18 protein-coding genes and 1 tRNA gene are annotated in these 21260 nt (G+C 69.9%); 4 read left to right on the forward strand and 15 right to left on the reverse strand.

Going from position 1 to position 21260, the window contains the following annotated elements; all coding sequences use genetic code 11:
- The first annotated feature begins 85 nt into the window (after window positions 1-85).
- Window positions 86-511: a YchJ family metal-binding protein gene (locus tag ACW14X_RS08425; RefSeq protein WP_160025010.1), complete on the forward strand. Its 426-nt coding sequence runs from the start codon at window positions 86-88 to the stop codon at window positions 509-511.
- 96 nt (window positions 512-607) lie between these two features.
- The gene (locus ACW14X_RS08430) at window positions 608-2248 is read left to right on the forward strand and encodes a GAF domain-containing sensor histidine kinase (RefSeq protein WP_457165300.1); all 1641 of its coding nucleotides are present in this window, start codon (window positions 608-610) and stop codon (window positions 2246-2248) included.
- Window position 2249: 1 nt separating this feature from the next.
- On the opposite strand, the gene ACW14X_RS08435 is transcribed toward ACW14X_RS08430, so the two are convergent.
- Genes ACW14X_RS08435 through ACW14X_RS08450 form a run of 4 tightly spaced genes read right to left on the reverse strand, consistent with a single transcriptional unit; the run spans window position 2250 to window position 8778 of the window.
- On the reverse strand, window positions 2250-2912 hold the full coding sequence (locus ACW14X_RS08435) for a response regulator transcription factor (protein WP_350714305.1): 663 nt from the start codon (window positions 2910-2912) through the stop codon (window positions 2250-2252).
- Complete coding sequence (cydD, locus tag ACW14X_RS08440; RefSeq protein WP_457165301.1) at window positions 2906-6295, reverse strand: thiol reductant ABC exporter subunit CydD; 3390 nt, start codon at window positions 6293-6295, stop codon at window positions 2906-2908. The genes ACW14X_RS08435 and cydD overlap by 7 nt, the downstream gene beginning before the upstream one ends.
- A 1-nt stretch (window position 6296) precedes the next feature.
- Entirely contained in the window at window positions 6297-7298 is a 1002-nt protein-coding gene (gene cydB / locus ACW14X_RS08445; RefSeq protein WP_457165302.1) for a cytochrome d ubiquinol oxidase subunit II, read from the reverse strand.
- A 10-nt stretch (window positions 7299-7308) separates the two neighbouring features.
- Window positions 7309-8778, reverse strand: coding sequence for a cytochrome ubiquinol oxidase subunit I (locus tag ACW14X_RS08450; RefSeq protein ID WP_160025015.1), 1470 nt, complete (start codon window positions 8776-8778; stop codon window positions 7309-7311).
- A 465-nt stretch (window positions 8779-9243) separates the two neighbouring features.
- On the opposite strand from ACW14X_RS08450, the gene ACW14X_RS08455 reads away from it, so the two are divergent.
- A complete protein-coding gene (locus tag ACW14X_RS08455) occupies window positions 9244-11808 on the forward strand; it encodes a LuxR C-terminal-related transcriptional regulator (RefSeq protein ID WP_457165303.1) in 2565 nt (854 codons plus the stop codon).
- Here the strand turns inward: ACW14X_RS08455 and ACW14X_RS08460 are convergent.
- Window positions 11769-12080 carry a hypothetical protein gene (locus ACW14X_RS08460; RefSeq protein ID WP_350842715.1) on the reverse strand — a complete coding sequence of 104 codons (312 nt, stop codon included), beginning with the start codon at window positions 12078-12080 and terminating at the stop codon, window positions 11769-11771. The genes ACW14X_RS08455 and ACW14X_RS08460 overlap by 40 nt on opposite strands.
- A 149-nt stretch (window positions 12081-12229) precedes the next feature.
- A complete protein-coding gene (locus ACW14X_RS08465) occupies window positions 12230-13630 on the reverse strand; it encodes a cystathionine beta-synthase (protein WP_350842713.1) in 1401 nt (466 codons plus the stop codon).
- A gap of 87 nt (window positions 13631-13717) precedes the next feature.
- Here ACW14X_RS08465 and ACW14X_RS08470 point away from each other — a divergent pair, with 87 nt between their 5' ends.
- A complete protein-coding gene (locus ACW14X_RS08470) occupies window positions 13718-14740 on the forward strand; it encodes an SGNH/GDSL hydrolase family protein (protein ID WP_350842712.1) in 1023 nt (340 codons plus the stop codon).
- A 70-nt stretch (window positions 14741-14810) separates the two neighbouring features.
- On the opposite strand, the gene ACW14X_RS08475 is transcribed toward ACW14X_RS08470, so the two are convergent.
- The 9 genes from ACW14X_RS08475 to eno all read right to left on the reverse strand — a co-directional run bounded on the left by ACW14X_RS08475 (window position 14811) and on the right by eno (window position 21207).
- Window positions 14811-15659, reverse strand: coding sequence for a Bax inhibitor-1/YccA family protein (locus ACW14X_RS08475; RefSeq protein ID WP_350714291.1), 849 nt, complete (start codon window positions 15657-15659; stop codon window positions 14811-14813).
- Between the two features lie 126 nt (window positions 15660-15785).
- A tRNA-Leu gene (locus ACW14X_RS08480) sits at window positions 15786-15860 on the reverse strand.
- A gap of 18 nt (window positions 15861-15878) precedes the next feature.
- Window positions 15879-16415 (reverse strand): peptide deformylase, encoded by a 537-nt coding sequence (gene def / locus ACW14X_RS08485; RefSeq protein WP_201451111.1) that lies wholly within the window; start codon window positions 16413-16415, stop codon window positions 15879-15881.
- A 17-nt stretch (window positions 16416-16432) separates the two neighbouring features.
- Window positions 16433-16951: a glycine cleavage system protein R gene (locus ACW14X_RS08490; protein WP_350842706.1), complete on the reverse strand. Its 519-nt coding sequence runs from the start codon at window positions 16949-16951 to the stop codon at window positions 16433-16435.
- 87 nt (window positions 16952-17038) lie between these two features.
- Entirely contained in the window at window positions 17039-17704 is a 666-nt protein-coding gene (locus tag ACW14X_RS08495) for a hypothetical protein (protein ID WP_160025023.1), read from the reverse strand.
- A 99-nt stretch (window positions 17705-17803) separates the two neighbouring features.
- Complete coding sequence (locus ACW14X_RS08500; protein ID WP_457165304.1) at window positions 17804-18724, reverse strand: Ppx/GppA phosphatase family protein; 921 nt, start codon at window positions 18722-18724, stop codon at window positions 17804-17806.
- Window positions 18721-19230 carry a DUF501 domain-containing protein gene (locus ACW14X_RS08505; RefSeq protein WP_402991004.1) on the reverse strand — a complete coding sequence of 170 codons (510 nt, stop codon included), beginning with the start codon at window positions 19228-19230 and terminating at the stop codon, window positions 18721-18723. The genes ACW14X_RS08500 and ACW14X_RS08505 overlap by 4 nt, the downstream gene beginning before the upstream one ends.
- Before the next feature lie 4 nt (window positions 19231-19234).
- Complete coding sequence (locus tag ACW14X_RS08510) at window positions 19235-19834, reverse strand: FtsB family cell division protein (protein ID WP_350714280.1); 600 nt, start codon at window positions 19832-19834, stop codon at window positions 19235-19237.
- Window positions 19835-19929: 95 nt separating this feature from the next.
- The gene (gene eno, locus ACW14X_RS08515; protein WP_160025026.1) at window positions 19930-21207 is read right to left on the reverse strand and encodes a phosphopyruvate hydratase; all 1278 of its coding nucleotides are present in this window, start codon (window positions 21205-21207) and stop codon (window positions 19930-19932) included.
- Window positions 21208-21260 lie beyond the last annotated feature (53 nt).

Below are 21260 nucleotides of genomic sequence, written 5' to 3' on the forward strand. Positions count from 1 at the left end.
GCGCCTGAGAGCCACCCCCACACAATAGACGGGGCGCTCCGGGCCTACGACGAGAATGCGCCCATTCCGGTACACAATGGGGCGCATGTCTCCCTTCGGCCGCACCGCCACCGGTTCGCCCCTGCCCCAGGAGTGCCCGTGCGGCAGCGGGCGACGCTATGCGATGTGCTGCCACCGGCTGCACCGCGGCGGTGCCCTGGCCGAGACTCCGGAGGAGCTGATGCGCAGCCGCTACGCGGCGTACGCCCTCGGGGACTGGGACTACATCTTCCGCACCTGGCATCCGGGGACCCGCCCCGACGACCTGGGCGTGGCCGCACCCGACTCGCGACTGACGTGGACGGGGCTGGAGATCGAGGGCTCCGGGCTCGATGACGACACCCACGGCTGGGTGGCGTTCCGGGCGTCCTACCAGGCGCCGTCGGGCGACGGGGTGCTCGCCGAGCACAGCCGGTTCGAGGTGCGTGCCGGACGGTGGCTCTACGTCGACGGGGAGATCGCGGATCAGTGACCAAACGCAAGCATCCACGTGAGTTTGAGGCAGACAGTGGAGAAACTGTTGCCGATATGTGGACGCGACCGGGTCCAGCACGACAGACTCTGACAAGTGACCACTGACGCGACCGAGGACCTGACCGGTCTGGAGCCATCGGCGCGCTCGCTCTTGGACGCGGTCATCGCGATGTCGAGCGAGCTCGACCTGAGCGCCATGCTGGAGAGAATCACCCGCTCCGCCTGCGAGCTGACCGGGGCGAGCTACGGCGCCCTCGGTGTCCTCAGCCCCGACGGCGACCTGCAGGACCTGATCACCTACGGTCACCAGCAGGAGCCGACGCTGCAGGTCGTGGGCAAGAGCCGGGGCCGCCGGGCTCGCGTCGATGACGACGGCGACGACGACGAACCGGCTTCGACGACCCGGCCCCGCGGAATCACCGCTCCCGAGCCGCTCCTGCTGGTCTCACCTCGCACGCATGATGGCGGCGGCAGCCACGCGCTGCGTACCGGCGACCCTGGCAAGCGCAAGTTCATCGAGGTGCCGCTGCGCATCGGTGACCGCGACTTCGGCCACCTGCTGCTGTCGGAGAAGGTCGGCGGCGCCGAGTTCACCAGCCACGACGAGCAGCTCGTCGTCGCCCTGGCCCGCGCCGCCGGCGCCCAGATCGACAAGGTACGCGAGCTGGAGCTCAGCGAGCAGCGCCGCAGGTGGCTCGAGGCGAGCGCCGAGCTCAGCCGCGCCCTGACGCCGCCGCTGGACCATCTGGTCGCGCTCGAGCGGATGTGCGAGACCGCGCTGCCGCTGATGCGCGCGATCGGGGTCGGCGCCGGCACCCGCATCGAGCACGGCATCGTCTCCGGAGTCGCTGCCGCGCCCGGCCAGGAGGAACGGGTCCGGGCAGTCACCGAGAAGGTCCCGCACCTGATCGACCGCCGCATCGTCGAGCCGCTGGACCTCGAGGTCGACGGTCTCTACGTCGTGGTCGCCCCGGTCCGGTCCACGCTCGCCGGCCGCGGCGCGCTGCTGGCGATCTACGACAAGGCCAGCGCCGCCCACGACGAGCACGAGCGCGAGCTCTTCTTCGGCTTCGCCGGCCAGGCCGCCCTCGCCCTGGACCGCCTCCGCGCGGTCGAGGACCGGGCCGACCTCGCCGTCATCACCGACCGCGACCGGATCGCCCGTGACCTGCACGACGTGGTCATCCAGCGCCTCTTCGCCATCGGCATCCAGCTCGAGGCCCTGGGCCGGAACCCGCAGCGGGTCGAGGACCTGCCCCAGCGGCTCTCGGAGCAGGTCGACGCACTGGACCAGACGATCAAGGACATCCGCGGCTCCATCTTCGACCTCAGCAACCACGATCCCTCCTCGCTGCGGGCGCAGGTGCGCGGGGTCGTCCGGGAGTACGCGGGCGTCATGGACTTCACCCCGGAGATCAAGATCACCGGGCCGGTCGACACCGCGGTGCCCGACTCGGTCCGCAACCACCTGCTGCCGGTCCTGCGCGAGGCGGTCTCCAACCTCGCCCGGCACGCCCAGGCCCACAGCGCTCAGATCGAGCTGTCCCTTCAGGACGACGAGATCAAGCTGGTCGTACGCGACGACGGCAGCGGCGTCCCCGACGAGGCCGAGGAGAGCGGGCTGAAGAACGCCCGCTGTCGCGCGGTCCAGCTCGGCGGTCAGCTCGAGATCGGGCCGCGCTCACCCAGCGGCACCGAGCTCGTCTGGCAGGTGCCGATCACCGCTGGGGTCTGACTCAGTTTCCCTTGCGGGGGTGGAGCAGCTCCTTGGCCATCAGCGCGGCCTGGGTGCGTCGCTGCACGCCGAGCTTGGCCAGGATGCTGGAGACGTAGTTCTTCACCGTCTTCTCGGCCAGGAACATCCGGCCGGCGATCTCGCGGTTGGTCAGGCCCTCGCCGATGAGCGCCAGCAGACGCTTCTCCTGCGGCGTGAGCGCCTGCATCTGCGGCGACTCGCCATCGGGGTTGCGCATCTTCTCCATGACCTTCGCGGTCATCAGCGGGTCGAGCAGGGAGCCGCCACCGGAAACGGTGCGGATCGCCTCGACCAGGTCGTTGCCGCGGATGTCCTTGAGGACGTACCCCTTGGCCCCGGCCATGATCGCCGAGAAGAGCGCCTCGTCGTCGTCATAGGAGGTCAGGATGAGCGCGAGCATCTCCGGGTAGGCCGCACGGACCTCACGGCACACCTCGATCCCCGAGCCGTCGGGCAGGCGGGCGTCGAGCACGCACACGTCCGGCTGGAGGCGGTCGATGTCCTCGCGTGCCTGGGCGGTGGTGCCACCCTGGCCGACGACGGCGATGTCGTCATGACTGTCGAGCAGTGTCGTCAACCCTTGGCGCACGACCTCGTGGTCGTCGAGCAGGTAGACCCGGATCGTCCTTGTCTCGGTCAACACCGTCTCACTTCCCCCATTCGTTGAAGGGAGACCACGGTATCGGTCAGCCCCAGTCCGGTCGATGTGTGAGTCATCCACAATACGGTTTTCGTGCCGCCATGCGGACCAGGCTCTGCGCCAGCCGTCGAGCCATCCTCCCGCGCGAGCACTTCACGCGCCAGCGACGCGGCGGTCGCGGTGTCGAGATGAGCCAAAGGTTCATCCAGAACCAGGACCTTGTGCCCTGCCAGCAGTGACCTCGCCACCGCCAGCCTGGCCCGTTCGCCGCCGGATACCTCGGCGGCACCGTCGCCGAGCCTGGTCTGCATCCCTGCGGGGAGGGCATCGAGCCAGTCGCCGAGGTGTGCGCGCCGGATCGCCTGCTCGACCTCGTCGTCGGTGGCTCCGGGCCTGGCCAGGCGGACGTTCTCGACGAGGCTCGAGGCGAAGACATGCGGGTCGTCGTCGACGAGACCCACGATCTTCCGTACGTCCGGTGGGTCCAGGTCACGCGTCGACCGGCCGCCGAGGGTGATGGTGCCGGTGTCCGGGTCGAGGAAGCGCAGCAGCAGCGCGGCCAGGGTGCTCTTGCCGGATCCGGAGGGGCCGACGATGCCGATCCGCGCGCCCGGCTCGACGTGCAGGTCGGGGATCTCGACGCTCTGGCCGTCGCCCGGGCGGGCGGTGACGCCGGTGATCGTGATGGTGGTGTCGTGGGTGGGCGGCTCGGGGTGCTCCGGAGCGCTGACCGCCGGCGGGCGGCTGGTGAGATCGTCGAGACGGCGCTGTGCGGCACGGGTGCGTGCTCGTGCCGCACCGGCGTCGGCGAGCGTCGCCGCGGGCTCGGCCAGCGCCAGCGGGACCAGGGTGAGCAGAGCGAGCATCGGGCCGTCGCCGACGGTGGTGTAGGCGGCGGTCGCAGCAACCGCCGCGCCTGCGGTCACCAGGACGATGGCCTTGGCCAGCGAAGAGGCCGACGCCGCTGTCGTGGTCGCCCTGGTGGCGGTGGCGGCCAGGTCGTCGAGGGTGTCGAGCACGGGCTCGCTCGCCTGCCACATCCGGCGCTCGGTCGCCGTCTGAGTCGCCTCGACCACCTGCTCGGACACCCTCGCCCGCACCGTGACCGAGATGTTCTCGGCTCGTGCTGCTCCGGCGTACGCGATCCCGAAGGCGGCCCCCGCCGCCAGCACCGTGGCCAGGGTGAATGCCCCGGCGACCGGGTCGATGAGCGCTGTCGCCAGGACCGCGAGGGCAGCCACCACGGCGTACTCCCGGACTGGCAACCGCACCCGCAGCTCCTCGTCGAGCACCGCGTCGACGTCGTCGACGACGCTCGCCAGCACATCGCCCCGGCGGCCGGGCAGCGCACCCGGCACCAACGGCACCAGCGCGTCGTAGATCTGCACCCGCCGCCTGGCCAACAGCCGCAGCGCACTGTCGTGCGACCACAACCGCTCCAGGTAGCGCAGCACCGGCCGCGCGATCCCGAACGTACGCACCCCCACCATCGCGGCCACCAGCGTCAGGATCACCGGATGGTAGGAGGCCTTGATGATCAGCCACCCCGCCAGCGCCGTCAGCGCCACTCCCGACGCCCAGCTCAGCCCGCCGACCACCGCCGACCCCCACAGCGCCCTCCGCGCCGAGCCGTCAGGTACGTCGGCCGAAGCGTCACTCGCGCTGGCCGAAGCGTCACCCGCTGCCGCGTCGACCGACGTACGTGACGTCTCGACCGGCGGGAGCGACGCCTCGGCCGACGCGGACGACGCCTCGGCGGGCGGGGATTCGGCGGAGAGGGTGATGACCTGGTCGGCGATGTCGATCAGCGCCTCGCGGTGGGCGACGAGGACGACGGCGCGCTCGCGGGCGAGGTCGGTGACGGTGTCGGCGATGATCCGCTCGGTGTCGGGGTCGAGGTGGGCGGTCGGCTCGTCGAGGAGGATCCAGGAACGATCGGAGAGTACGACGCGGGCCAGCGCGAGCCGGGCCCGCTCGCCCGCCGAGAGGGAGCGGCCGTCCTCGGCCAGGTCGGCGCCGAGACCGCCGGGGAGGTCAGCGATCCGGTCGGCGAGGGCGACCCGCTTGAGTACGCGCCACAGGTCGCTCTCGGTCGCCTCCGGCGCCCCCAGCCGCAGGTTGTCGGCGATCGTCCCGCTGACGAACACCGGTCGCTGGGGCAGGTAGGCGAACCGCCGTCGCCACTCGTCGCCTGCGGCCGGCGTCTGTCCGTCGAGCTCCACCGAGCCCGCGTACGTCTCGTGGAGGCCCGCGATCGTCGCCAGCAGGGTGGACTTTCCGCAACCGCTCGGGCCGACGATCGCGGTGATCCCCCGAGCGGGGACCGTCGCGGAGACCGGCGCCAGCGCCGGCCGATCGCGCCCCGGATAGGTCAGCCCCACCCCATCGAGAGACATGCCGAGGCGTCGCTCCGGTCGGTCGAGGTGGCAGTCGGTGACGTCTCGGTCGACGCGGGTGACGTCTCGGGAGAGGTCCGCGGTGGCCTCGAGAGTCGCCGTACCTTCGGCGGCCGCGTGGAACTCGGTGCCGACGCGACGCAGCGGCCAGTAGGCCTCGGGGGCGAGCAGCAGGACCACGAGAGCCGTCTGCAGGTCGACCGAGCCGGCGGCGAGCCGGACCCCGATGATCACCGCGACCAGGGCGACCGAGATGGTCGCGACGAGCTCGAGCACGGCCGAGGAGGCGAACGCGATCTTCAGGGTCTCGAGGGTGCGGCGGCGGTAGCGGTCGGTGATCGTGGCGATGACACGGGACTGGGCCGTGGCGCGACCGAAGGCGACCAGGGTCGGCAGGCCCTTCATCACGTCGAGGAAGTGACCGGCCAGGGCCGACATCGCCCGCCACTGGCTGGCCGCCTGGTCACGCGTGGCCAGCCCGACCAGCACTCCGAAGATCGGGATCAGCGGCAGCGTGAGCCCGACGATCAGACCGCTGAGCGGGTCGGTCCAGACGATCACCGCGAGCACCATGACCGGCAGCACGCAGGCGAGCACCAGCGCCGGCACATAGCGGGTCAGGTACGGCTCGGCCGCCGAGACCCCGCGGGTGGCCAACGCCGAGAGCGAGCCGGAGCTCTCCGACCGGCCGCGCAGGATCGCGCCGACCACCCGGCGTCGCAGGTCCGCCCCGACGACACCGGCCGCCCGGGCACCGGCCACGTCGGAGACCACCCCGACGAGGGCGCGCCCGGCGAAGACGGCCACGACCGCCAGAGCCCAGCCGCTCACCGACCCGGTGTCGCGGATCGCGGAGATGAGCAGTCCGGTGACGGCGTACGTCTGGGCGATCAGCAGCACCGCACCCAGCACCCCGGCGGCCACCACGACGGCGAGCGGCCGCCGGGCTACCGACAGCTGGGCTCGCAGTCGCGGGTCGTTCGGACGCATGTCAATGAGCAGCGGGGATGTGGTGGATCGAGATCCGCTTGCGGAAGACCCAGTAGGTCCAGGCCTGGTAACCGAGCACGAGCGGCGCGAACACTGCGGCAGTGATGGTCATCAGCTTCAGCGTGTAGGGCGTCGCCGCGGCGTTCGTCGTCGTCAGCGAGTTGGCGACGTCGGTGGTCGAGGGCATCACGTCGGGGAAGAGCCCGACGAAGAGCCCGGCCACGGCGAGCCCGATCGCAAGGAAGGTGCCGGCGAAGGCGAACCCCTCACGACCGACGTACGCAGCAGCCAGCCCGGCCACGAGCGCGAGCGCAGCCACGACGAAGAGGATCGCGGTGCCGAGATTGCCGGTCAGGCCCTGCGTCCAGACCAGGAACACCACGGCGAGCACGGCCGCGACGACCCCGACCTTGAGCGCCAGCGCACGAGCCCGGCCACGGATCTCGCCGTCGGTCTTGAGGGCGATGAACAGCGCACCGTGGGTCACGAAGAGCGACAGCGTGACGAGTCCGCCGAGGATGCCGTACGGGTTCAGCAGCGTCAGCACCGTCCCGGTGAACTCGAAGTCGGCGTCGATCGGCACCCCGCGCACGATGTTGGCGAAGGCCACACCCCACAAGAACGCGGGGACGTAGGAGCCGAAGATCACCGCGCGATCCCACCAGCCGGCCCAGGTGACAGATGGCCGCTGGTGGCGATACTCGAAGGCGACGCCACGCACGATCAGGGCGATCAGGATGACGAAGAGCGGCAGGTAGAAACCGGAGAACAGGGTGGCGTACCACTCCGGGAACGCCGCGAACGTCGCTGCGCCCGCAGTGATCAGCCAGACCTCGTTGCCGTCCCAGACCGGGCCGATCGTGTTGATCATGACCCGTCGCTCGCGGTCGTCGCGGGCCAGCACCGGAAGCAGCATCCCGACGCCGAAGTCGAAGCCCTCCAGGACGAAGTAGCCGATCCACATGGCGCCGATGAGGCAGAACCAAACAGTCGTGAGTTCCATCGCAGGCTCCTCAGTACGCGAAGTTCATCGGCTCGTCGGCATCCGAGTCGGAGCCGCGCAGGGAGGGGTCGGGTGGCTCCACGAACGGGTCCGGAGCCTTCTTCACATACTTGATGAGCAGCCCGACCTCGACCACGGCGAGCACCGCGTAGAGCGCGGTGAACCCGAGGAGCGACATCCACACCTCCCAGGGCTCGACGCCCGGCGAGACGCCGTTGGCGGTCGTCAGCACCCCGAAGACCACCCATGGCTGACGCCCCATCTCGGTGAAGATCCAGCCCATCGAGTTGCCCAGCAGCACCATCACCGGCGCCGAGATCGCCAGCGCGGGCAGGAAGCGCCCGACCAGCCCTGTCGGCGTACGTCCTCGGCGGGTGAACCAGAGCACCGCCAGCCCGATGAGGCCACCGACGACGCCCAGGCCCATCATCCACCGGAACGTCCAGTAGGTGACCGGGATGTTGGGGGTGTAGTCGCCGGGTGAGTAGTAGGTCGCGCCCGGCGTCGAGCCGTACGTCTCCCGATACTTCTCCTGCAGGTCGTAGATGCCCTCGACCCTGCCGTCGAAGGTGCCGGTGCCGAGGAAGGAGAGCACGCAGGGCACCTCGAGGGCCCACTTCTCGTGCTTCCCGTCGCGGGTGCCGATGGTCAGGATGGAGAACGGCGCACACGAGTCGGAGGTCTCCCACAGCGCCTCCGCGGCCGCCATCTTCATCGGCTGCACCTCGGTCATGATCTTGCCCTGGATGTCGCCCGAGACCGCCACGCCGATGCCGGAGAAGACCATGACCCAGGCCGCCAGCACCATCCCGCGCCGGTACATCGGCCGCTCGGACCCGTCGCGTCCCGGCCGGCGCAGGTAGAGCCAGCCCAGGATGCCGAGCATGAAGGCGGCCGAGGTCAGGTAGGCGGCGAGGATGACGTGCGGGAACGTGCCCAGCTGCACCTTGTTGAACATCACCGCCCAGAAGTCGGTGAGCTCGGCGCGGCCGGTGACCTCGTTGAACTTGTAGCCGACCGGGTGCTGCATCCAGGAGTTGGCCGCCAGGATGAACCACGACGACGCCAGGGTGCCGAGGTGGACGATCCACATGCACGCGTTGTGCAACGCTCGCGGCAGCTTGTCCCAGCCGAAGATCCACAGGCCGAGGAAGGTCGACTCCAGGAAGAAGGCGAGCAGCGCCTCGATCGCCAGCGGGGCCCCGAAGACGTCCCCGACGAAGCGGGAGTAGTCCGACCAGGTCATCCCGAACTGGAACTCCTGCACGATCCCGGTGACCACACCGAGCGCGAAGTTGATCAGTAAGAGCTTCGCGAAGAACTTGGTCAGCCGAAGCCACTCAGGGTTCTTCGTACGCAGCCAGATCGTCTCCAGCACGGCGACGAGCATGGTGAGTCCCACCGTGAGTGGGACGAACAGGAAGTGGTAGACGGTCACGATGCCGAACTGCCACCTGGCTAACTCCAGGACGCTGTCCACGCCAGTCACTATGTCACTGCCGCAACACCGGCCACACCACCCCCTCCCCTAGGCATACGTCCCTTGTGTCGTGGCTTACGTCCCTTGTGAACCACGCCACCGTTCACGCTCGCCAACGCCAAAGAACCCGGCCGCCCTGGGCTCGAGGTCACGACCGCGGGGGGATGATCGCGACCTCGAGTCCGGGACGGCCGGGCTCCGTAGGTCTTCGTGCCACCAGGGCCGCATACAGATGGGGGAGCTGATGCGGCACCCTGGTGTCACTCAGTGGTGCAGGCCGAGGAGAACCTCAGCCCGTGAGATCACTATCTCATCATCTGCGCCCAGAGGTTGCGGTCGCGGACGGACTGTTTACGTACTGTAAACAGGTAACCTGCGTATCAGTAGACGTAATACGCGGGCGATACAGCGTCCCCACAGAAAATCCGGTATGCATTTGGATGTACCTTGAGGTAGGGGGTGAGCATGTCGGATCGCGAAGGTGTCCTCGCGCGGGTGGTCGACGAGGTCATCGACTACGTCGGCGCGGGCCTGAGCGTCCATCTGGTAGGACCCCGCGGATCCGGACGCAGCGAGCTCTGCTCCCTGGTCGCCCACCGGCTCGAGGACGACGGCCGGTCCGTGCTTCAGATCAGCGGACACCGCGCCTGGCAGAACGAGCCGTTCGCCGCTCTGACCGCCGCCGGCATCGGCAGCGCGACACCCACCGGTCCCCGTCGCACCATCGGCGAGATGACCACGGCGCTGAGCAAGCAGCTAGGCAACGGCACCGTCCTGGTGATCGACGACGCCGACGCGCTCGACACCTACTCGGTCGGCGCCCTGCGCAACATCCACCGCCAACGACGCCTCCTGGCCGTGACCAGCAGCCGCCACCAGCACCCCGTCGCCGAGAACACGCTGATGCTCGGCATCGCCCCCTCGGTCCAGGTCCGCTCCCCCGCGCTCGAGGTCGACGAGGTGCACGAGGTGTGCCGCGGGATCCTCGGCGGCCCGGTGGAGGCCGGGTCGCTGGCCCGGATCGCGATGGCGACCGGCGGCTTGCTCGGCCTGGTCCGCGCGATCGCCACCGTCGGTCCGCGGGCAGGGGTGCTGGAGCAGCTCGACGGACTGTGGCGGCTGCCGCGGCGTACGGGCTGGGCTCCTGAGCTCGCCTCAGCGGTCGAGCCGCTGGTCGCCGGGCTCGACCAGGACGCCTGGGACGGCGCGACCGCACTCGCGGTGACGGGGCCGGTGCCGCTGGACGAGGCCGAGAAGATGATCGAGCGCACCGTGCTCGACGCGCTCTTCGCCCACGGTCTGGCACGGCACAGCGAGGACGGCCCGGGTAGCGGGGTCGTCGGCCTCTACCCGCCGCTCATCGGCGACTATCTGATCACCGAGGGCTCGGCGTTCGGGCTGGTGATCGCGCGCAACCACCTGGCCACCGAACAACCGCTCCTCGACTACACCACCCACCGGCCCCGCGGCGCCGACGCCGCCCTGCTCCACCAGCGCTCGCTGCGCCAGATGGCCGACGAGGTCACCCGTGCGCGCCGCTCCTGGACCGAGATGCCCTCGCCCGAGACGGCGCTGCCGCTGCTCGTGGCGCTCCGCAACACCGCGGCGCCCAGCGACCAGATCGAGGAGGTCGAGCGGCGTACGCCCCTGACCGACACCCAGGAGTCGGCCTGGATGCTGGCCTGGTTCGCCACCTGGAAGGCGGTCGAGCTCGGCGACCTGAACGCCGCCAAGGCCGTGCTCGACGACGGGCTGAAGCGGCTGCCCACCTTCGCCGCGACGCTCGAGGCCTCCCGCGCCCACTTGCAGTTCCAGACGGAGTACGTCCCCGAGGTTCCCACGGTCGAGCCCGACCCGCGCGACACGGTAGGCCCCGAGATGCTCGGCGTCGTCGCCGCCGAACGCCTCCTCGCCGCCGGGATGGTCGAGCAGGCGCGCAACCTGCTGGAGAGCCAGCGCCCGGAGAACCCGCTGCCCGCCGGTCTGCACGCCTTCCTCGTCGGGCTCGCCGACATGCTGGGCGGCGACCTCGAGCGCGGCATCGACTTCGCCCGCGAGCAGCTCGAGGCGGCCAACCAGAGCTCGAGCGCCATGCTCATCCAGGCCCACGCCTATCTCTGCGTCCTCGGTCTGAGCATCGCCGGACGGCTGACCGAGGCGAGCCAGGCGGCCTTCCAGAGCCTCTCCTCCTCCAGCGTCGCGGCCTACCGCGACGTCGCCCACACCGGCATCCTGACCCTCGGCGCCGAGATCGCGATGGCGCAGGGCCGCCCGGAGTACGCCCGCAGCCTCGCCTCCCAGATCGGCGGCGCGAAGGTCGCCTTCGGGCCCTGGCCCGGGATGGTGGCCAGCATCATGGCGCCCGCCAGCGGCCGGATGCCCAGCCTCAAGGAGCTGTGCGAGCTCGTCGGCCAGCGCCTGGACGCCGGCTACATCACCGGCGGCATCTTCCTCGCCGTCGAGGCGGTCGAGCGCGGCGCCAACGAGAACAAGCACATCACCCGGGCCGCCAGCCTGGCGGCCGGCACCGAGAGCCCGCTGCTGCAGGGCATGGGAGCGTACGCCGCGACCACCGCGGCCGGCGACGTCGACGGCCTCCGCGAGGCGATCGTGAAGCTCGCCGATGCCGGGGCCCTCGTGTTCGTGACCAGGGCCGCGATCTCGCTGGCGATCCTGCAGCGCGAGGCCGGCGACCTGGCCGGCGCCGCCGAGACCCTCGACACCGCCTGGGAGCGCTCCGAGATCTCCGGTAGCCGAGCCGGCATGTTCCGTCGCGCGGCCACCCACATCGGGCTCTCCGGGCGCGAGAGCGAGGTGCTGCGGCTGCTCCCGGAGGGACCCACGACCGCCTCGCTGGCCGCGGACCTGGAGATGAGCACCCGCACCGTCGAGACCCACCTGCACAACATCAGCCGCAAGACCGGGGTCTCGGGTCGCGAGGACCTCGCCCGGGTGGCCGACACCTGGCTCCGGCCGGCGCCGAACGGCGACTACTCAGCCGGCGACAGGCACTTCACCAGCGGCTCGTAGAGCTCCTTGCTGGCCTTCTGGTCCGCCTCGGAGAGATCCTCCGGGCTGATCTTGGAGACGTCCTCGGCCTCGACCAGCAGGCGTACCGCCTCGTCGGAGAGGTCCGACTCGTAGTAGGTCTTCGCCAGGCACACGGCCTGCTTCTCGGTCACCTGATCGCCGCTGCTCTTGGCGATCTGGCCCTGGATGTCCTCGACGCTCGGCCGATCAGCCCCGCCACCACCGCTGCCCTCGCCACCACCACATGCGGTCAGCGAGAACAGGAAGAGCACAGATGCCGCTGCAAACGCTACAAGGCGCCCAGAGCTGCCTCGGGCTCCGCTTCGGCCGCGATAGATGCCTCGGGCTTCGCTTCGGCGGTGGGGGTTCGCCATCATGACGACGAATCATGACGTACGCGGTCCCCCACCGCTACTCGGGCTCAGGAGCTGGTCAGGAAGAAGAGCAGGTCCTGGCGGGTGAGGACACCGACGGGCTTGCCGTCCTCGTGCACCAGCAGCGCGTCGGAGGAGCCCAGGGTGTGGGCGGCGTCGTGCGCGTCGGCGCCGGAGCCGATCGAGGGCAGCGGCGGGGACATGTGCTCCTCGACGGAGTCGGTGAGCTTGGCCTTGCCGGTGAAGAGCGCCTCCAGCAGGGTGCGCTCCGAGACCGAGCCCGCGACCTCGGCGGCCACGATCGGCGGCTCGGCGCGGACGACGGGCATCTGCGAGACGCCGTACTCCTGCAGGATGTGCACCGCCTCGGCGATCGTCTCGCCGGGGTGGGTGTGGACCAGGTCGGGCAGCCGGCCGGACTTGCCGCGCAGCACGTCGCCGACGGTCTGCTTGGCGGCCTCGCCGGTCGCGAAGCCGTACTGCGCCAACCACTCGTCGTTGAACACCTTGGTCAGGTAGCCGCGCCCGGAGTCGGGCAGCAGCACGACGATCACGGCGTTCTCGCCCTCCGGCGTGCCGGCCAGCTCCGCGGCGAGCTGCTTGGCGGCGTACGCAGCCATGCCGGCGCTGCCGCCGACGAGCAGCTGCTCCTCACGGGCGAGCCGGCGCGTGTAGGCGAACGAGTCGGCGTCGGAGACCTCGATGATCCGGTCGGCGACATCGCGGTCGTACGTCTCGGGCCAGAAGTCCTCACCGACGCCCTCGACCAGGTAGGGCCGCCCGCTGCCACCGGAGTAGACGCTCCCGGCGGGGTCGGCACCGATCACCTGGACGTCGGGGTTCTGCTCCTTGAGGTAGCGGCCGATCCCGGAGATCGTGCCGCCGGTGCCGACACCGGCCACGAAGTGGGTGATCTTCCCCTCCGTCTGGCGCCAGATCTCGGGGCCGGTCTCCTCGTAGTGGGAGCGCGGGTTGTTGGGGTTGGCGTACTGGTTCGGCTTCCAGGCCCCGGGCTGCGAGGCGAGCCGGTCACTCACGTTGTAGTAGGAGTCGGGGTGCTCCGGCGGCACGGCCGTGGGCGCGACGACGACCTCGGCGCCGTAGGCCTTCAGCACGTTGCGCTTGTCCTCGCTGACCTTGTCGGGGCAGACGAAGATGCACTTGTAGCCCTTCTGCTGGGCCACCATCGCCAGGCCGACACCGGTGTTGCCGGAGGTGGGCTCCACGATCGTCCCACCCGGCTTGAGCTCACCGGACGCCTCGGCCGCCTCGATCATCCGGGTGGCGATGCGGTCCTTCACGGAACCGCCCGGGTTGAGGTATTCCACCTTGGCCAGAACCAGCGGTCCAGCACCGGGTTCGGACGCCCCGGCGCCATCCAACGCACGCTCCAGCCGCACGAGCGGAGTGTTGCCAATAAGGTCGAGAAGCGAGTCCACGTACTCCATGCCGACAGCGTATGTCCACTAGGTGAGATCCCCTATATCCCGATACTGAGTGCCCGGTAATGGGCCGAAGACTTTAGAGTGGTCCCCGTGGCGAAGAAGAGTCTGGCACGCAAGACCGCGTACGCCGGCGGGGGTGTTCTGGCCGCGACGGCCGCGTTCGCCGGGGTCCTCGTCGCGGAAGCGGCGCTTGCCGTCAAAGCGACGCATCAGGTCAAGATGCCGGTGGCACCCTCCCCGACCGGGTGGTACGGAGCACGGCAACCGGGGCGACCGATCAGCATCGCGCTGCTCGGCGACTCGAGCGCCGCGGGCTATGGGATGACCGAGGTCGAGGACACGCCCGGCGCCGTCCTCGCCTCCGGCGTCTCCGAGAAGGCACACCGGCCGGTGCGCCTGCACGACCTCTCCGAGATCGGTGCCAAGTCCTCCGACCTGCACCCGCAGGTCGAGAAGGCGATCGCCGCCGACGCCGACATCGCGGTCATCCTGGTCGGCTCCAACGACGTGATCCGCCGGGTGCGCCCGCGGGTCGCGGTGAGCCACCTCGCCCAGGCCGTCATCCGGCTCCAGGAGGCCGGGGTGACCGTGCTCGTCGGCACCGTCCCCGACCTCAGCACCGCCACCCCGATCCTGCCGCCGCTGCGGTCGATCATGCGGGCCTGGTCGATCCGTATCGCCGCCGGCCAGATCTTCCACGTCATCCGCGCCGGTGGCCACACGGTGTCCCTGGGTGATGTCCTCGGCCCGGCCTTCAAGGCGACCCCGGCGTTCTGGTTCGGTGCCGACCAGTTCCACCCCTCCGCCGCCGGCTACCACGCCCTCGGGGAGGTGTTGGTGCCGCCGACGCTCTCGGTGCTCGGCCTCGTCGGCGACGAGAACGCGATCCTGGAGACCTACAACGGCAAGCAGGTGATGCCGCTGGCGGCCGCCTCGCTCCGCGCCGTCATCCGGCCAGGAACCGAGATCGACCCGGCCCCGCGCCCCCGTGGCCGCTTCGGCCGCAACTGGGCCCGCGCCCGTTCCTTCGAGAACGAGCAGCGCGAGCCTCGCCGGGGCGAGCGTCCCGACGAGACTCCCCCGGTGGCCGAGCGCCACCACGCCCAGCGCTGACGACGAACAAACCGCCCCGTGCCTTGGTAGGCACGGGGCGGTTGTTGCTTTGTCAGAGTCCGGGTCTCGATCAGTCCTGCTGCAGGATCGCGAGGATGCGAAGCAGGTAGAAGTAGATCATGACCAGGCTCGCCGTCAGAGCGAACGCGGCACGCCAAGACTCCCGCTCCTCGAGCTGATTGGCGACGCCCTGCTCGACGAAGTCGAAGTCGAGGATCAGGCTGAAGACACCGAAGACCAGGCCGGCGATGGAGAACACCAGGCCCATCGCACCCATCCCGAACAGCCCCATGCCCGCACCGAAGAGACCGAGGACGACCTCGAGGAGGATGAGGCCGAGGAGGCCGAAGCCGGCGGCCATCATGAAGGTACGGAACTTGTTGCCGACCTTGATGTCGAAGAACTTGTACGCCGCCAGGACACCCGCGAACGCCGCGAACGTGCCGAGCACGGCCTGCACGACGATGCCGCCGCCGAACATGGCGTCGAAGGTCTTGCTGATGCCGCCGAGCAGCATCCCCTGGAGCACGGCATAGATGAGGACCAGCGCGGGGCTGACCACACGCTTGAAGCTGTTGACGAGACCGAGGATCAGACCGCCGATCGAGCCGATCGCAGTCGCGGCGTACAACGGCGCGAGGTTGGCGCCCGTAGTGATGTCCGGGGTCAGCATCCACGTGGCGATGGCCGCAAGGACAACGAGTCCGAGCGAGACCGCGGTCTTCTGCACGACCGAGTCGATCGTCATGGGGGCGCCGACGGCGGGAGCCTGGGGGCCGCCCGTGGACCACTGGCTCGGGTCCTGCCCGTAGCCGGTGTACGCAGCACCGTTGCCACCGTAAGTCGCATTGCCGTAGGCGTTCTGCGACGGCTGCCCGAAGCCCTCTGCCCTACGGAACACCGGGTTGTTGCTCTGCATTTGGGGGTCACTCCTCGAAAGCGACGTGAAAGGTTCCGCCACGGTGGCGGCTCCTGTGGCCAGCGTACCGGCCCTGTGTCTCACTCAACGTCCGGGACAACCCTGATGTTCCGCGGATCGCGGGAGTGCCCCGGGTGGGACTCGAACCCACACTGAAGCGTTTTTAAGACGCCTTCCTCTGGCCGATTGGGATACCGGGGCGCGCGGCCGACCTTAGCGTCATAAGTACGTCTGGCGCTGGTGAAGAGCGTGGGCGCCGGCGACCCGGTCGATGAAGAGCAGGCCGTTGGTGTGGTCGATCTCGTGCTGCAGGCAGCGGGCCTCGAAGGCGTCGGTGACGATCTCGACGGTCTCGCCGGTGACCGGGAGCTGGCCGCGTACCTTCAGCCGGGAGGCCCGCTTGACGTCGCCGGTCAGGTCGGGGACGGACATGCAGCCCTCGCGCGCCTTCTCGTTGCGGCTGGCCTCGACGACCTCCGCGTTGCACAGGACGTACGTCCCGTGGTGGGTCCTGGTCTTGACGTGGGTCGAGACGTCGACGCAGAAGACCCGGGCCGAGACGCCGACCTGGTCGGCGGCCAGGCCCACGCAGCCGGGCGAGACCCTCATGGTGGCGATCAGGTCGGCCGCGAGCTGGACGGTCTCGGGGGCGGCGGGGTCGACGTCCTTGCCGGGCACGGAGAGGACATGTGCGGGGGCGCGTACGACCTCGAGGACCTTGCCCTCGACCCCCAGCTCCGCCTCGGTCCAGGTCAAGACTCGTTCGTTGATGCTCACAGGTCGTCGGCCTCGATCGGCCGCAGGGTGGCATCGACGCCGAGCTCCTGGGCGACCCGCTTGATCGACGCCTCGAGCACGGCGACGTCGGCGTCGGCCGGCAGCTCGAGCTCGGCGACGACGACATAGAGGTCCCCGGAGAGACGGGTGGTCAGGTCGGTGATGTTGCCGCCGACGGCGGCGATCTCGGCGGTCACCGTGGAGACGATGCCCGGGCGGTCACCGCCGTGGACGGAGAGCACGAAGAGCTGGCCCGCGCCGGCCGGCGCCTGCTCCTCGGGGAGCTCGTAGACCGTGACCGTCAGGGTGCCGTCGGCCGCGATCGGCTCGAGATCGGCCTGGATGGCCTGGGTCGTCGCCTCGCCCGCGCAGAGCAGCGTCATCGCGAAGTGACCGCGGAGCCGGGTCATCGTCGAGTCCTCGATGTTGAGTCCGAGTCCGGCCAGGCGGGCGGTGGTGTCGGCGATGATCCCCGGGCGGTCGTGTCCCAGGACGGTGATGGCGTGGATGGTCACCAAACCATTGTCACCCGCGGCCCGCCTGTGGCGGACCGCGGGTGACGCAGATGGCCCCGCTATGACAGATCAGCTGTCAGCCGCAGCTCAGCCGCGGAACCACTTGTCCTTCTCCTCCTCGGGAGGGTCGACCGGCTCGGGAGCGAACTCGGGCGTGCCCTCCGAGGTGGGCTTGACCGCGGTGTCGCCACCGCCCAGGTCGTCGTAGGACGCCTTGTCGGGGTTGGCCGGCGGTGGCGGCGGGACCTCAGCGGCGTACGGGTCCGCCGGGGCGATCGGGTCGGTGAGCGGGTCACCGGTGACGCCGGCCTGCGGAGCAGACGGTGACGGCGGAACCGGCGGAGCCGGCGGGTAGCCGCCGTACTCGCTGCTCGAGGACGAGCCCGTGGTCGACTCCGGGGCCTCCGGAGCGGACGTGGGGGTGGTGGACTCCGGGACGGAGCCGTTGCGGTGCAGCTTGTCGGAGGCGACCCCGGCAGCAGCCGAGACCTTCTCCTTGGCCTGCTCCGCGTAGGGACCGGCCTTCTCCTTCACCGTGGCGGCGTAGGGACCGGCCTTGGCCTTGGCGGCCTCAGCATAGGGAGCAGCCTTCTCCTTGATGGGCGCCGCCTTCTCCGAGGCGGTCGCGAGGGCCGACTGGACGCGCGGGTCATGGGTGACCTTGTTCGCGCCGGCCTTCAGCTGCTCAGACTTGTTCTTGACCAGCACGCCGACACCAGCGGCGGCGATGGCAAGCAGGATGAGCTTTTTCACTTCTTGACCTTCCGAGAGACAGCATTTGGTTCTGTTTGATGGGTACGCCGGTGAACCCAAAACTAGGCGTCAAACACAAGATCAAGTCCCCCGACATGCCTAGTCTCTAACGGACCAGGCAATTCCGTCGAGGATGTCGGACTCGGAGACCAGCAGAGACTCGACGCGCGAGCGCTTCAGAATCCGGCTGAGGATGACTCCACCGGCCGCGATCACGTCGGCTCGGCCGGGGTGCATCCAGGGCAGCGCCAGGCGCTCGTCGACGGTCATCGCGAGCAGGCGGTCGACGAGCCGGTAGACGTCGTCGGGCGCCACCTCGGCGTGATCGGTGGCGGTGCGGTCGTACGCAGCCAGCTCGAGCAGCCCCATGGTCAGCTGGATCATGGTGCCGCCGACGGCGACCACGGTGTTGGCAGTGGCCGGGTCGACGGGGCAGGCGTCGAGGTGGGCGTCGATGTCGCGTACGCAGTCCTCGATCTCGTCCCGCGTCGGCGGGTCGGAGCGCAGGTGACGCTCATGCAGACGCACCGAGCCGATGTCCATGCTGTCCTCCTCGCCGACGCCCAGCGTCGGCCCGTCGCCGAGGATCAGCTCGGTCGACCCGCCGCCGATGTCGATCACGAGCACCGGCGGCTCCGGGGTGCCGCGCAGGTTACGGACCGCGCCGCCGAAGGAGAGCGCCGCCTCCTCCGCCCCGGTGACGACCTCGGGCGTGACCCCGAGCCGAGCGCGTACGCCGTCGATGAAGGTCGCCGCGTTCGCGGCGTCCCGGGTGGCCGAGGTGGCCACGAAGCGCACCTTCTCGACACCGTGCTGGCGGATCAGCGCCGCGTACTCGTCGATGGCCCCGAAGGCGCGTTGCAGGGCCTCCTCCGCGAGAACACCGGTGCGGTCGACACCCTGGCCCAGGCGGACCATGCGGGCCTCGCGTACGTCCTCGTTCAGGCCGTCGGCGGTGACCGTCGCGATCAGGAGCTTGATGGTGTTGGTGCCGCAGTCGATGGCGGCGACCTTCGTCACTGCTCCTCGTCCTCCAGCTCGAGATCCACGCACGGACCCGACTTCCACCACTCGCCGAGGCGCTCGAGCACCTCGTCGCCGAGCGGGTTGACGCCGGGGCCCTGGGCGAGCGCCTGGCCGGCGAGGACGTGCAGGCACTTGACCCGGTTGGGCATCCCACCTGCGGAGATACCGTGGATCTCGGGCGGGTCACCGAGCTCGTAGCGCGCCTCGAGATAGGCCTCGTGGGCCTTGGCGTAGGCGGCGGCGAGCTCCTCGTCGGTGGCCAGCCGCGCCTCCATGTCCTTCATCACGTGGGTGCCCTCGAGGGTGCCGATCTTCGAGGCGGCACGTGGGCAGGTGAGGTAGAAGGTCGTCGGGAACGGGGTGCCGTTGGGCAGCCGCGGTTCGGTGGTCACCACATCGGGTAGCGAGCACGGGCAGCGGTGCCCGACCTCGTGGATCCCCCGTGGCTCGCGTCCCAGCTGTGCCGTGATCGCGGACACGTCCTTGGGATCGATCGCCATGTCTTCAGTCTTTCTTCTGCTTGGGCGGGTCGATCTCCGACTCCGGCCCGTCTCCTGTCTGCTCCGGCGGGTCACCGGCCAGCAGCACGGAACCCCACGCATCGTCCCACCACGCCTTCGGCTGCTCCGCACTGCCCACCTTGCCGGGGTCGGTGAGCTCCGGCTCGGTCTGGATGCGCTCGCCGTTCTCGTCGAGGGCGACGTACGCCGTCTCGCCCGGCATCACGAACCCGAACCGCTCGCGGGCCTGCTGCTGGACGTAGGCGGGGTCCTCCCATCGACGGGTCTGCTCCTCGAGCTGCTTGATGTGTTCCTTGCGCTCGGCGATCTCGGTCTGGAGGGCGTTGATGTCGTGGCGCTGCTGGATGTAGGCGCGCAGCGAGGAGGCGTAGGAGATCACCATCACGGCGGCCACGACGATGATCATCATCGCGCGGCCGGTGAGCTTGGGCCGGCGCAGCCGCTTGCGCAGTGCGTCGATCCCACCGATCCCGCCGATCGATGCCGGGCGGGCGGGGATCGGGGCGCGCGGCCGTCGTCCCGGACCCTGTTGGGCCCGAGGACCGCGTACGCGCTTGCTCTGACCGGGTCCCTGCGTTGCCACGTCGCTCATCCTCCCATCCACGACCTACCTCCTGGCGGCAGACGCGCGGCGGCCCGTGTCCTGAGGACACGGGCCGCGGCGGCGTACGGAACGACCTACGCCTGGTAGCGCGGGAAGGCGGAGGCGCCGGCGTAGCGGGCGGCCTCGCCGAGCTCGTCCTCGATGCGGAGGAGCTGGTTGTACTTCGCGACGCGCTCGGAGCGGGCCGGGGCACCGGTCTTGATCTGGCCGGAGCCGACGGCGACGGCGAGGTCGGCGATGGTGGTGTCCTCGGTCTCGCCGGAGCGGTGGGACATCATCGTCTTGAAGCCGGCGCGGTGCGCCATGTCGACGGCGTCGAGGGTCTCGGTGAGCGTGCCGATCTGGTTGACCTTGACCAGCAGCGCGTTGCCCTGACCGCCCTCGATGCCCCGGGCGAGGCGCTCGACGTTGGTGACGAACAGGTCGTCGCCGACGAGCTGGGTCTTGGAGCCGATGGCGTCGGTGATCGCCTTCCAGCCGTCCCAGTCCTCCTCGTCGAGGGGGTCCTCGATGGAGACGATCGGGTAGGCCGAGACGAGCTCTTCGTAGTAGGCGGTCATCTCCTCGGCGGTCTTCTTCGCGCCCTCGAAGAGGTACGCCCCGTCCTGGTAGAACTCCGAGGCGGCCACGTCGAGCGCGAGGACGACGTCCTTGCCGAGCTCGTAGCCGGCCTTGCCGATCGCCTCGGCGATCAGGTCGAGGGCGGCGCGGTTGGACTCGAGGTTGGGCGCGAAGCCACCCTCGTCACCGAGGCCGGTGGCCAGGCCCTTCTCCTTCAGCACGGACTTGAGCGCGTGGTAGACCTCGGCGCCGATGCGCAGCGCCTCGGCGAAGGTCGGCGCGCCGATCGGCGCGATCATGAACTCCTGGATGTCCACGTTGGAGTCCGCGTGGGAGCCACCGTTGAGGATGTTGAGCATCGGGACCGGGAGCACGTGGGCGTTGGGGCCACCGACGTAGCGGAACAGGGAGAGACCCGCCGAGTCGGCGGCGGCCTTGGCGACCGCGAGCGAGACACCGAGGATCGCGTTGGCGCCGGCCTTGGCCTTGTTGGGGGTCGCGTCGGCCTCGATCATCGCCTGGTCGATGGCGCGCTGGTCGTCGGCGTCGAAGCCCTCGATCGCGGGTGCGAGGGTCTCCACGACGGCGGTCACGGCGTTCTGCACACCCTTGCCGCCGTAGCGCTCGCCACCGTCGCGCAGCTCGACGGCCTCGAAGGCTCCGGTCGAGGCGCCACTGGGGACCTGGGCGCGGGCGAAGGTGCCGTCGTCGAGGACGACCTCAACTTCGACAGTCGGGTTGCCTCGCGAATCGAGGATCTCGCGGGCGCCTACGGCGTCGATCGATGCCACTGAACTACTCCTGGGTCTCAGGGACGGGGTGTCGTCCGTCAGCCTATTACTCG

It is taken from the genome of Nocardioides sp. YJ-D4, from assembly GCF_054031495.1.

Coding starts and splice junctions, on each gene's coding strand:
- ACW14X_RS08455 (WP_457165303.1), top strand. CDS start 9,244: ATGTCGGATCGCGAAGGTGTCCTCGCGCGGGTGGTCGACGAGGTCATC.
- ACW14X_RS08425 (WP_160025010.1), top strand. CDS start 86: ATGTCTCCCTTCGGCCGCACCGCCACCGGTTCGCCCCTGCCCCAGGAG.
- ACW14X_RS08505 (WP_402991004.1), bottom strand. CDS start 19,230: ATGGCGATCGATCCCAAGGACGTGTCCGCGATCACGGCACAGCTGGGA.
- ACW14X_RS08475 (WP_350714291.1), bottom strand. CDS start 15,659: ATGCAGAGCAACAACCCGGTGTTCCGTAGGGCAGAGGGCTTCGGGCAG.
- ACW14X_RS08465 (WP_350842713.1), bottom strand. CDS start 13,630: ATGGAGTACGTGGACTCGCTTCTCGACCTTATTGGCAACACTCCGCTC.
- cydB (WP_457165302.1), bottom strand. CDS start 7,298: ATGGAACTCACGACTGTTTGGTTCTGCCTCATCGGCGCCATGTGGATC.
- cydD (WP_457165301.1), bottom strand. CDS start 6,295: ATGCGTCCGAACGACCCGCGACTGCGAGCCCAGCTGTCGGTAGCCCGG.